Genomic DNA, 12,122 nt, shown 5'->3' with positions numbered 1-12,122 from the left:
CATGCGCCGGCTGGCCTCCTGGTGGTCTGGCCTGGCGCTGGGGCCGGAGGACGCCGACGTGATCCTGGGCGGCGGCAGCCGCATCAACCGCCGGCCGGTCGTCGACTGGCTCTCCGGCTATGAGCGGGTGCTCTGCGCCTTCGACTACGATCTCGGCGGGCTGCGGATGTTCGCCTCGCTGCGCGACGCCCTGGGCGAACGCGCGAGCCTGCTGCAGCCGCCGGCGTGGCCGGCGTGGCATGACCGCTTCCGGCGACACCCCGGCGATACCGAGCGGGCCCTGGCGGCGGTGGCGCTGGCCGAGCGGCTGGGGCTTCACGGCCTGGCCCGGGCCTTCCGGGAGACGGGGCACTTCATGGAACAGGAGATTCTGCTGGAGCCGATGGATGACTGACGCCTTTCGATTCGAGATCCGCCGCCTGGTGCTGGTCGACTCCGCCGGCTTCGGCTACGTGGAGATCCCGGTGGATCGCCATGCGCTGCTGCTGGGGCCCGGCAACCTGGGCAAGTCCAGCCTGCTCAACGCGCTGCGCCTCTTCCTGCTGCCGGAGAACAACTTCCGCAAGAGCCGGCTCAAGTTCGCCTTCCGCAATGCCCGGGCGGGGGGCTTCTACGCCAACGAGGAGAGCTTCCAGCACTACTTCCCCAGCCGCTTCAGCTTCCTGGTGATGGAGGTGAGCAACCCCCACGGGGTGCACTGCCAGGTGCTCTATCGCGGCCGCGGGGACCTTGAGTACGACCGGCTCTTCGTGCCGCTGCCCTACGAGGCCCTGCGCGGGCTGTTCTGGCGGATCGACGACGACCCGGACGGCATCGGCGGGCGCGTGCCGGAGCTCTCCGCCGAGCGGGTGATCGATGCCGCCCGGCGGGCCTCCCGCGACAGCCTGGTGACCAGCGACACGGCGCGGCTCAGGCGCCTGCTCTACGCCAGCGACCTGATGGACCGTGATGCCTCGCGCTACAGCGTCTTCCCGCTGGCCGATGCCGATTCTCGCAAGGTGGAGTCGCTGCGTACCCTCATCCTGCTGCTGTTCGAGATGAGCACCGACGATCGCGCCATGGCGGCGGCGGTGGCCAGCATCGTCGAGGCGGACAAGAAGTTTGCCAGCGACGAGCTCGACTTCGACATCGACCAGTTCCTGCGCCGCCACGAGGAGCTGAAGGCCCGCGACCTCGAGCTGAAACGCGTCGAACGCGAGCAGCCGCGCTTCGACCGCCTGACCCGGGCCTATGAGGCCTACCGCCATGGCGGAGAGGTGCGGGGCGACTTCGCCGCCTTCCGCAAGGGCCTCGAGGAGTGCCTGGCCAGCCTGGTGCGCGAGCGGGTCGACGCTGCCGAGGCGGTAGCACGGGAGGACGGCGCACTGAAACGCGTCCGCCAGCGTGTCAAGGAACTCGAGCAGGCCAGCGGCGAGGCCCAGGGCGCCCTCAAGGCGGCCCGGCGGCTGCGCGAAAAGGCCGACGAGGATCGGCGTCGCGGCGAGCTGCTGGTGTCGCGCTACCCGGGCTGCTCCCAGGCGGAGATCCGCGCCATGCTCGAGGAGGCGATCGAGGGGCAGACGCAGCAGCTGGCGGCGCTGCAGGACGCCGCCCAGGCCGAGGCGCAGCGGGCCCGCCTCGCCGCCCAGCTCCAGGATGTCGATGTCCGGCTCGAGACCCTGGCGCGGCGCATCGCCGGGGAGCAGTGGCAGCTGGTGCGCCAGCTGCCGGAGACGGTGGTGGCCCCGCTGATGGCCGTCGATCCGCGGCTGGTCCAGGCCAGCCCCGGGGAGGCGCTGGACGAGGCCACGCTGGCGTCGATCGTCGCCTTCGCCGGGCTGTTCGAGGCCGAACCGGAGGCGTTTCGCTGGTTCGATACCCGCTTTTCCGCCCGCCACTCGAGCCCAGAGGACCTGCTGGAGAGTCGCCGTCACCTGCAGGAGGAGCGCCGCCGCTGTGAACGCCAGCTGGCCGAGCTGGCCGATGACGATGCCGGGATCGACCGGCCGCGGCGCATCGAGGAGACCCGGCGCGAGCTCGAGGCCGCCCGCGAGGAGGCCCAGGCCCTCAAGCGTTTCGCCGGGGCGGAGACGCGGCTCGAGGATGCCGAGCGGGAGATCACCGAACAGGAGGGCCTGCTGGAGGGGCACCGCGACAAGCTGGCCGAGGCCGGTCGCGATGCCGATGCGCTGCAGGGCTTCCTGGCGCGGGCCCGCGGCGCCCTGGCCAGGATCGATGAACGCCAGGCCGAGCTGCAGCGGCTGCGCGCGTCGGCCACCGCCCTGCAGGCGCGCAGTCCCCAGCTGGCCGGCATCGAGGCGGCCGAGGCTCTCGCCGCCGAGTCGCTGACCGAGGCGCGCTGGCAGGCCATCGAGGCGGCGCTCCACGAGCTGGACCTGCAGCGCCTCAGGGTGCTCGACCTGCTCAAGGACTTCGTGCGCGCCGGGGTGCTGCCCGACGACGAGGGCCAGCTGCAGCACGAGAGTCCCGGTGCCGCGGTGATCCGTGGCGCCTGTGAGCAGCTCGGGCTGCTCTACCGGGAGCTGCCCCGCCACCGCGAACTCCTCCAGGAGCAGGTCGCCAGCCACAACGAGACGGTGGCCAGCTACCGCCAGGCGCTGCGCGCCAACGCCGAGCATATCCAGCGCTTCGAGCGGCGGCTCAACGACGAGCTCGAGGGCGTCACCATCAATGACCTGGCGGAGATCCGGGTGGAGATCCACTGCCACCCCAAGTTCCGCAACCTGGTCGAGGAGTCCGAGGCGATCGATCCCTACTCGGGGCAACTGCTCTCCGACGCCTTCTACGAGCGGCTGCAGGGCTTCGTGGCCGAGTTCTTCGGCGAGACGCCGGGGCAGGGCGGCCACCGGCTGACCATGGACCGGGTGATCACCGGCATCAGCTACCGCACCCGCAAGCAGAGCGAGACCCGCCTCGATGCCAAGGGGCAGTCCACCTCGACCACCGCGCTGATCAACCTGGAGCTGGTCCAGCGGCTGCTGCGGCGGATCCTCTATCCCGGCGTGGGCCTGGCCTTCCCGATGGTGCTGGACGAGCTGGCCAGCGTGGACGTCAGCCAGGTGCCGTCGCTGCTCGAGCGCCTCGGCCGGCAGGGGTTCAACCTGTTCGCCGCGGCCACCCACAGCGCCAGCCCCGAGCTGATCTACCAGGTCGGCCGCCACCTGGAGGTGGGCCAGATGCGCACCGCCCGGCCCTACTCGCCGCGCCGGAGCCTGGTCTACTGGGGCGGGCCGGAGGGCTTCGCCGGGGAGGGGGAGGTGGCCACCTGGCTGGGGCAGGAGCAGGCCTCGCTGCTCGAGGTGGACGATGAGTAAGCGGTTCAACACCCTCGAGACCACCCGGATCCTGCTGGAGCATGCCGGCATCCTGCTGGGGCTGGTCCAGCGCATGGACAGCGAGGGGGTGCGCCACGTGCGCGAGCTGGACCTGCAGCAGGCGGTGATGGACCACGGCCGCCACCTCAGCGCCCAGGAGCGTCGTCGCCTGCAGCGCGCCTTCAGCAGCGACAACCTCTTCCATGCCAACCTTGTCAACGACATCGACAAGGTCGAGGGGGAGAAGCGGCTGGTCTTCGACGAGTCGCTGCTGGAGCTGCTGCGCCTCTGCGACCTGTCGCTCTACCGCGAGCTCACCGATGCCCGGCTGCGCACTCGCCTGGTCTCCCTGCGCGACCTGCACGGGCGCCTCGAGGGGGCGAGCTTCTCCGAGGCCGACCCGGACTTCACGGAGCTTGCCGACGAGCTCAATGCCCAGCTCAGCCAGCTGATCGGCCTGCTGCGCCAGAACGTGGTGCGCATGCAGGGGGTCAGCAGCGACCTTGCCGACATCTCCGGCGAGGCGAGTCGTGCGCCGGAGCGCTTCGCCGCCTACCGTCGCTCGATGCTCGAGCGCATCGCGCACCTCTACGAGCGCCATATCAAGCCGACCCTGGCGTTCCTCAACCCGGATACCCGCCTGGCCGACGGGGCCAACCTCTTCGCCACCCTGGAGGGGCTCACCCGGCTCTTCGAGCGCCACGGCAAGCAGTCCCGGGCCGACCAGGTGTTCCGCGTGGCACTAAGCCTCAACGCCATGCACAAGCCGATCCAGGTCGTGGCCCGGGAGGTCGACAACTTCCTGCGCAAGACCCGCCGCAGCATGCTCCAGTACAACGCCATGGAGCACCACTTCGCGCGGCTGCAGGCGCTCCACGAGCGCACCCGCGGCCGCGACCTGCGGGTCACCCGGCTCAGCGGCCGGGACTTCGTGCGCGGCAACGCCTTCGTCCCCGGGCTCAAGGGCTTCCTGCGGCCGCGCGCCTATGCCTTCGGGGAGTCCGCGAGCTACCATCGGCTGCTCTTCTCGGAGATCGAGCTGCGCCTGGCCGACTTGCGTCGCCGCGCCGAGGCGCCGGCGCTGCCCGACCTGACGGCCTCGCTGGGGGAGGCCCGCACCGACGCTCGGCGCATCGAGACGCTGTTCCGCTGGATCGACGGCCTGGAACTGCGGCCCACCGAGGACCTGGTGCGCGAGCTCCATGGCCGCCTGGATGCCTTCATCGACGGCTATCGCTTCCCGGACCTGCTGGCGGTGCTCAACCGCCTGGCCCACGCCGGCCCCGAGGGGCTGGCCATCCGCACCACCAACCGCTTTCGCCTGCTCGAGGGCGATGCCATCGCTCGCACCTCCGACAGCTTCGACGAGGTGCTGCCGGCCCACAGCGCGGCCATCTACCGCGAGTTCTCCCAGGGGCGGGTGCTGCTGCGCCAGGTGTGGGACCTGAACCGCGCCGAACTGGTCGACAATCCGCTCTACAACGTGGTCTACAACCACCTGGGGCATTTCCGGCGGCTCTACGAGCACCTGGGCTACGAACTCGCCTTCCATGAGTTGGGCGGCTTCTTCTACCTGCGCGAGCAGGTCGACGAGGAGGATGACGAGCACGACGAGCACGCCCTCCGGGTGCAGGTGATCCTGCTGCTGATCGGCCGCTACTTCGCCCGCAGCAGCCGCGACCTGGAGTTCCTCGGTCGCCCCGATGCCGGGCTGCGCGAGGCCGACCTCGAGGCTATGGGGGCCGAGGAGGAGTACCTGGATATCCTGCGCACGGCGCGTATCGACAAGGGCTGGCCCGAGGCCATGGAGTACCTGGCCCGGCGCCACTTCCTGTTCCGCAGCGGCGCCGAGCGCTACTTCCTGAGTTCCGCCGGGATGGCCTTCCTGCACCAGCTGGTGCGCGAATACCAGGCCAGCGAACAGGGCTGGCGCGAGGCGGCGGGAGGCGAGGGCGACGAGGCGGGCTGAGCGGGCGCCGGCGTCGCCCTACATTTCATTGGCTCGAGGGCGTAGAATGCCGGCCATGCCAATCCACGCACCGGCCCCCGGTGCCTCGAGACGAATTCGAAATCGATGTCAGACGCCACTCTGGCCCGCGAAGTCGGGCTGCGCAGGACCTTCGCCATCATCTCCCACCCGGATGCGGGCAAGACCACCATCACCGAGAAGATGCTGCTGTTCGGAAACGCCATCCAGATGGCCGGCTCCGTCAAGAGCAAGCGCGCCGACCGCCATGCCACGTCCGACTGGATGAAGATGGAGCAGGAGCGGGGCATCTCGGTGACCACCTCGGTGATGCAGTTTCCCTACGGTGGGCGCATCGTCAACCTGCTCGACACCCCCGGCCACGAGGACTTCTCCGAGGATACCTACCGCACCCTGACCGCGGTGGATTCGGCGCTGATGGTGATCGACGGCGCCAAGGGCGTCGAGGAGCGCACCATCAAGCTGATGGAGGTGTGCCGCCTGCGCACCACGCCGATCCTCACCTTCGTCAACAAGATGGACCGCGATATCCGCGACCCCATCGAGGTGATGGACGAGGTGGAGACGGTACTCGACATCCAGTGCGCGCCCATGACCTGGCCGATCGGCATGGGCCGCCACTTCAAGGGGGTCTATCACCTCTACAACGACGTGATCCACCTCTATACCCAGGGGCAGGGCAGCCGCATTCCCGACGACCGGCGCATCGAGGGGCTCGACAACCCCGAGGTGGATGCGGTGCTCGGCGAGGAGCTGGCCGAGGAGCTGCGCATGGAGGTGGAGCTGGTGCGCGGCGCCTCCCACGCCTTCGACCTCGAGGCGTATCGCCGCGGCGAGCTCACGCCGGTCTACTTTGGTACCGCCATGGGCAACTTCGGCGTGCGCGAGATGATGGACGGCTTCGTCGAGTACGCGCCGCCGCCCCAGCCGCGGGAGACCGACACCCGCAGCGTGGAGGCCGAGGACGGGCGCTTCACCGGCTTCGTCTTCAAGATCCAGGCCAACATGGACCCCAACCACCGCGACCGTATCGCCTTCCTGCGGGTCTGCTCGGGCAAGTACGAGAAGAACATGAAGATGCGCCACGTGCGCATCGGCAAGGACGTCAAGATCGCCGACGCCCTGACCTTCATGGCCTCGGACCGCGCCCAGGTGGAGGAGGCCTGGCCGGGTGATATCATCGGCCTGCACAACCACGGCACCATCCAGATCGGTGACACCTTCACGGTGGGCGAGGAGATGCGCTTCACCGGCATCCCGCACTTCGCCCCGGAGCTCTTCAAGCGGGTGCGCCTCAAGGATCCGCTGAAGATGAAGGCGCTCCAGAAGGGCCTGCAGCAGCTCTCCGAGGAGGGCGCCACCCAGGTGTTCATGCCCCTGGACAACAACGACCTGATCCTCGGTGCCGTGGGCACCCTGCAGTTCGACGTGGTGGCCCACCGCCTCAAGGAGGAGTACAAGGTGGAGGCGGTCTACGAGGGGGTGAACGTCAATACCGCCCGCTGGATCTACTGCGACGATGCCCGGAAGCTCGAGGAGTTCAAGCGCAAGGCGAGCGCCAACCTGGCCATCGACGGCGGTGGCTACCTGACCTATATCGCCCCCACCCGGGTCAACCTGCAGATGACCCAGGAGCGCTGGCCGGAGATCCGCTTCCAGCCCACGCGGGAACACTGAGCGCCTAGCGCCTAGCGCCTAGCAGAATGGTGCCATGCTGAGCGGCGCCGGGGACAGCCCGAAGCGGAGGTCCTATGCCAGGGATGGCATCGGTAGCGTCCAGGGAGGGATTCACAGCGCCTCCGCGAAGGGCTGTCGCCGGGAAAGCCGCGACTCGAAGCCTCCCTGCGGAGACACAAACGATGCTGATCGACGCCCACTGCCATCTGGACTTCCCCAACTTCGATGCCGATCGCGAGGCGGTGTTCGAGCGGGCCAGGGCGGTGGGCGTCGCCCATTTCGTGGTGCCGGGCACCACCCGGGCGCGCTGGCCCGGCGTGCTGGCGCTGGGCCGGCGCGACGACGTGAGCGTCTGCCTGGGGCTGCATCCCTACTTTATGGACGAGCATCGCGAGGGGGATGTCGCCGCACTTGCCGAGGCCCTGGATGGTCCTCGCAGGAGGGGCGAGCCCAGGGTCGTGGCGGTAGGCGAGTGCGGGATCGACGCCCGTTTCTCCGACACCCTCGAGGCCCAGTGGGCCCTCTTCGACGCCCAGCTCAGGCTGGCGAAGGCGAGCGCGCTTCCCGTGGTGATCCACTGCGTGCGCGCCAACGACCGGGTGGCAAAGCGCCTGCGCGAGCTGGCGCTGCCCGCCGGGGGGCTGATCCACGCCTTCGCCGGTTCCCCGGAGCAGGCCAGGCGCTTTCTCGACCTGGGGTTCGTGCTGGGGCTGGGGGGGGCGGTGACCCATGAGCGGGCCAGGCGCCTTCAGCGCGCCGTGGCCGCGTTGCCCGATGAGGGCTATGTGCTGGAGACCGACAGCCCCGATATGCCGCTGGCCGGCCATCGTGGCGAGCGCAATGAGCCGGCGCGGATCAGCGAGGTGTGCCGGGCCGTGGCCAAACTGCGCGGGCAGTCGGTTGCGGCGGTGGCGGCGGCCAGCACCGCCACCGCCCGTCGGCTCTTTGGCCTGTGATCAGCCCTGGGCCGCCAGGCTCTCGGGGTCCAGGCGTTCGATGGGGTAGGGGAGCTTCAGGCGCTTGAAGGCCTGGCCGGCCACGCTCAGGGGGCCCAGGTCCTCCTTGGTGCTGAGCACCGCCAGGATCTCCGCCTGGTCGTAGGCGTCGAGTTCTGCCGCCACGATCTCGCCCACCGCCTTGCCCGCCGCGTCCTCCACCGGGCTGCCGAGGGCGGGCAGCTCGCTCCCCTCCAGCTGGGCGCGCACCAGGCGGCGCTTCACCTGGCCGCGGAAGTGGGCGCGGGCCACCACTTCCTGGCCGGTGTAGCAGCCCTTCTTGAAGCTGATGCCGCCGAGCGCCTCCCAGTTGACCATCTGCGGGAGCAGGGTGTCGTGATGGGCGGGAGTCAGCCAGGCCAGGCCCGCCTGGATATCCTGCAGCAGCCATACCGAATTGCCCACCGGCGCCGCCTGCTCGAGCAGGCGCGACCAAAGGGCGGTGGCCTGGTCAACGGGCAGGCAGGCCAGCAGGCGAGGGCGTGGCCCGGGGTGCGCCAGCAGCTGCACCTCGCTGTCCCCGGCCTGATGCCAGACCGCCGGCGGCTCGATATCCAGCCTGACTTCCGCCAGGGCCGGCGCCTCGCGGCCGATCAGGCCGATCAGCGCCAGGTCGTCGCGCACCCTGAGCTCCGCCTGGTAGAAGGCGGCGAACTTGCCCAGGTGCTCCGCCAGGGGCTGGACCAGACCGCGGTGCATCAGCAGACGAAAGTGGCCCTCGGCGATGCGCATCAGCTGGGCATTGGCCAGCATGCGCCCCTTGGGGGTGCAGAAGACGGTCAGCGGGGCGAGGTCGCCGTTGGCCAGGGCGACCTGGGCACTGGCCTGGCCCTGAAGGAAGCGCTCGGCATCGGGGCCGGTCACGTCGAGTGCGCCGAGATGGGCCAGCGGGGACACCACCAGGGCATCGAGTGCCTGGCGCGCCGGTGCCGGCGTGTCGAAGCCGACCCGGTCCTCGGCTTCCTGCCGTCCGCCCAGGGCGGTGATCCAGTCGTGCATGGGGGCTCCTTGAGATGGGGTGGGCTCTATGCCCCTATATTCGGCCTGGCGTGCGACATTGCAACCTCTGTGAGTGCCTGGGGGCCATGCTAGACTCGGCCCACATCCCGAAAGGCCAAGGGGAGAGCCGCCGATGGCGCACCAGTCGCTGAGTTTCCGGGGCGTCGAGAACGCCGACCAGATCAACCGTATCACCACCGCGCTGATGATGCTCGACGGGGTCGACAGCGTCGAGGTGGGCAGACACGGGGCCGAGGTGGAGGGCCGCGCCCGGCGCGAGGCGCTGATCAAGGCGATCCAGGCCCTCAAGCTGCCCATCGAAGTCAAGTGAACAGGAGATCCCCGTGAAGAAGACCATCGAGATCACCAGCGAACGCAACCATATCTACCGACAGCGCGTCGAACTGGATGGCTTCGACGATCTCTTCGTCGACGTGCTCGAGGTCGCCGGCGGCGAGAACAGCGGTCCGGACCCCCACGACTACTTCGACCTCTCGCTGGGCGCCTGCAAGGCGATCACCTCGATGATGTACGCGCGACGCAAGCAGTGGCCGCTGGAGGGGGTGAGCGTGCGGGTCAATCGTGACGACAGCGAGGAGCGCCGGGGGATCTACCGGCTCGATGTCGAGATGACCTTCCACGGCATCGAGGACCCCGAGCAGCGGGCGCGCCTGGAGGAGATCAGCCACAAGTGCCCTATCCACCGGCTGATGACCAGCTCCACCGTGGAGGTCACTACGCGCACCAGCGTCGAGGCCTGAACCTTCCCCCCCACCCGACGGAGACCCCATGAGCAGACCCTTTCGCCTCGCTTCGAAGTTCCAGCCGGCCGGGGACCAGCCCTCGGCCATCGACGGCCTGGTCACGGGGCTGGAGGCGGGGCTGGCCCACCAGACCCTGCTCGGGGTCACCGGCTCCGGCAAGACCTTCACCATGGCCAACGTGGTCGAGCGCCTGCAGCGGCCGACCATCGTCATGGCGCCCAACAAGACCCTGGCGGCGCAGCTCTACGGTGAGTTCAAGGCCTTCTTCCCGGACAACGCCGTCGAGTACTTCGTCTCCTACTACGACTACTACCAGCCCGAGGCCTATGTCCCCTCGTCGGACACCTTCATCGAGAAGGATGCCTCCATCAACGACCATATCGAGCAGATGCGCCTGTCCGCCACCAAGGCGCTGCTGGAGCGGCGCGATGCGCTGATCGTGGTCTCGGTGTCGGCCATCTACGGCCTGGGCGATCCGGACCAGTACCTGAAGATGCGACTACACTTCACCCGCGGCGAGCTGATCGATCAGCGTGGCTTCCTGCGCCGCTTGGCGGAGCTGCAGTACACCCGCAACGACATGGACTTCAAGCGCGGCACCTACCGGGTGCGCGGCGACGTCATCGATATCTTCCCGGCGGATGCCGAGGACGAGGCGGTGCGCGTCGAGCTGTTCGACGACGAGATCGACTCGATCAGCCTGTTCGACCCGCTCACCGGCGAGGTGCGGGGCAAGGTGCCGCGCATGACCGTCTACCCCAAGTCGCACTATGTGACGCCCCGGGAGACCATCCTCGGCGCCATCGATGCGATCAAGGCGGAGCTGGTGGAGCGCCTCGACTGGCTGCGCCGGCACGACCGCCTGGTGGAGGCCCAGCGACTGGAACAGCGCACCCTCTACGATATCGAGATGATGCTGGAGCTGGGCTACTGCAACGGCATCGAGAACTACTCCCGCTACCTCTCGGGGCGCAATCCGGGGGAGCCGCCGCCCACCTTCTTCGACTACCTGCCACCGGATGCGCTGCTGTTCATCGACGAGAGTCACGTCAGCGTTCCCCAGGTGGGCGGCATGTACAAGGGCGACCGCTCGCGCAAGGAGACCCTGGTGGAGTACGGCTTCCGGCTCCCCTCGGCACTGGATAACCGGCCCATGACCTTCCAGGAATGGGAGGCGATCAGCCCACAGACCATCTTCGTCTCCGCCACCCCCGGGCCCTACGAGGCCGAGCATGCCGGCCAGGTGGTGGAGCAGGTGGTGCGCCCCACCGGCCTGCTCGACCCGGAGCTGGAGGTGCGCCCGGCCAGCACCCAGGTGGACGACCTGCTCTCGGAGATCCGCCTGCGCAGCGCCGTGGGCGAGCGGGTGCTGGTGACGACGCTCACCAAGCGCATGGCCGAGGACCTCACCGAGTACCTGGGCGAGCACGACGTCCGCGTGCGCTACCTGCACTCGGACATCGACACCGTGGAGCGGGTGGAGATTATCCGCGACCTGCGCCTGGGCAAGTTCGATGTGCTGGTGGGCATCAACCTGCTACGCGAGGGCCTGGATATTCCCGAGGTCTCCCTGGTTGCGATCCTCGATGCCGACAAGGAGGGCTTCCTGCGCAACGAGCGCTCGCTGATCCAGACCATCGGGCGCGCCGCGCGCAACGCCCATGGCAAGGCGATCCTCTACGGCGACCGGGTCACCGACTCCATGCGCCGCGCCATGGAGGAGACCGAGCGGCGCCGGGCCAAGCAGGTGGCCTTCAACGAGGCCCACGGCATCACGCCCACTACCGTGACCCGCTCGGTGGCCGATATCCTCGAGGCCGCCCGGGCCCCGGGACGCAAGGGCAAGGGGCGGCGCAGCGAGCGCCAGGTCGCCGAACGCGAGGCGATCTACGACCCCACCGAGCTCTCCCCGACCGAGCTGGCCCGGGAGGTCACCCGGGTGGAGGACGCCATGTTCGAGGCGGCCCGGAACCTGGAGTTCGAGGAGGCGGCCAGGCTGCGCGACCGGCTGCATCAGCTCAAGGAGCGCCAGCTGGCGCTGGGGTAGTCGGTCCGTTCGAGGCTTTTCCGGCGACAGGGCTACGAGGGGGCGCTGTGAACCCATCCTTGGGCGCTACTTTTGCCATCCATGGCAAAAGACCCCCTCTACGCCCTGTCCCCGGCGCCTCTCGCTGCGTTCCCGCATTGTTCTGTACTGGAGTCACGATGCCTGAAGGCCCCGAGATCCGCCGCGCCGCCGACCGTGTGCATGAGCAGCTGGCCGGCCGTCGACTGGAGCAGGTCTGGTTCGCCTTTCCCGAGCTGGCGCCCCAGGCCGCGAGCCTGGTGGGGCGGCGTGTCAGCGCCGTGGAGAGCTGGGGCAAGGCGCTGCCCGGGCTGCCAGCCA

The 12,122-nt window shown here is 69.2% G+C and carries 10 protein-coding genes; 9 read left to right on the top strand and 1 reads right to left on the bottom strand.

The genetic code is table 11. The features are described from left to right. From J5F18_RS12115 to J5F18_RS12095, 5 genes are all read left to right on the top strand, one after another. Positions 1 to 394 (top strand): hypothetical protein (locus J5F18_RS12115; RefSeq protein WP_346298880.1); only part of this gene is annotated, 394 nt, incomplete at its 5' end. Then, entirely contained in the window at positions 387 to 3,314 is a 2,928-nt protein-coding gene (locus tag J5F18_RS12110) for a hypothetical protein (protein WP_346298879.1), read from the top strand. The genes J5F18_RS12115 and J5F18_RS12110, both read left to right, overlap by 8 nt. Continuing rightward, positions 3,307 to 5,283: a hypothetical protein gene (locus J5F18_RS12105; protein ID WP_346298878.1), complete on the top strand. Its 1,977-nt coding sequence runs from the start codon at positions 3,307 to 3,309 to the stop codon at positions 5,281 to 5,283. The genes J5F18_RS12110 and J5F18_RS12105 overlap by 8 nt, the downstream gene beginning before the upstream one ends. A gap of 105 nt (positions 5,284 to 5,388) precedes the next feature. Beyond that, positions 5,389 to 6,978, top strand: a complete 1,590-nt coding sequence (gene prfC / locus J5F18_RS12100) for a peptide chain release factor 3 (RefSeq protein ID WP_346298877.1) — start codon at positions 5,389 to 5,391, stop codon at positions 6,976 to 6,978. Between the two features lie 182 nt (positions 6,979 to 7,160). Then, on the top strand, positions 7,161 to 7,934 hold the full coding sequence (locus tag J5F18_RS12095) for a TatD family hydrolase (protein ID WP_346298876.1): 774 nt from the start codon (positions 7,161 to 7,163) through the stop codon (positions 7,932 to 7,934). On the opposite strand, the gene J5F18_RS12090 is transcribed toward J5F18_RS12095, so the two are convergent. After that, a complete protein-coding gene (locus tag J5F18_RS12090; RefSeq protein WP_346298875.1) occupies positions 7,935 to 8,972 on the bottom strand; it encodes a folate-binding protein in 1,038 nt (345 codons plus the stop codon). 133 nt (positions 8,973 to 9,105) lie between these two features. Here J5F18_RS12090 and J5F18_RS12085 point away from each other — a divergent pair, with 133 nt between their 5' ends. From J5F18_RS12085 to J5F18_RS12070, 4 genes are all read left to right on the top strand, one after another. After that, positions 9,106 to 9,303, top strand: a complete 198-nt coding sequence (locus J5F18_RS12085) for a hypothetical protein (protein WP_346298874.1) — start codon at positions 9,106 to 9,108, stop codon at positions 9,301 to 9,303. A 13-nt stretch (positions 9,304 to 9,316) separates the two neighbouring features. Then, on the top strand, positions 9,317 to 9,733 hold the full coding sequence (locus J5F18_RS12080; protein ID WP_346298873.1) for an OsmC family protein: 417 nt from the start codon (positions 9,317 to 9,319) through the stop codon (positions 9,731 to 9,733). A 28-nt stretch (positions 9,734 to 9,761) separates the two neighbouring features. After that, positions 9,762 to 11,783 (top strand): excinuclease ABC subunit UvrB, encoded by a 2,022-nt coding sequence (gene uvrB, locus J5F18_RS12075; protein WP_346298872.1) that lies wholly within the window; start codon positions 9,762 to 9,764, stop codon positions 11,781 to 11,783. 158 nt (positions 11,784 to 11,941) lie between these two features. Continuing rightward, on the top strand, positions 11,942 to 12,122 hold a 181-nt coding region (locus J5F18_RS12070), incomplete at its 3' end, for a DNA-formamidopyrimidine glycosylase family protein (protein WP_346298871.1).

The organism is Halomonas sp. BM-2019, assembly GCF_017584085.1.
Note: the sequence above shows the minus strand (reverse complement) of the source record. Positions and strands in the feature narration are given on the sequence as shown.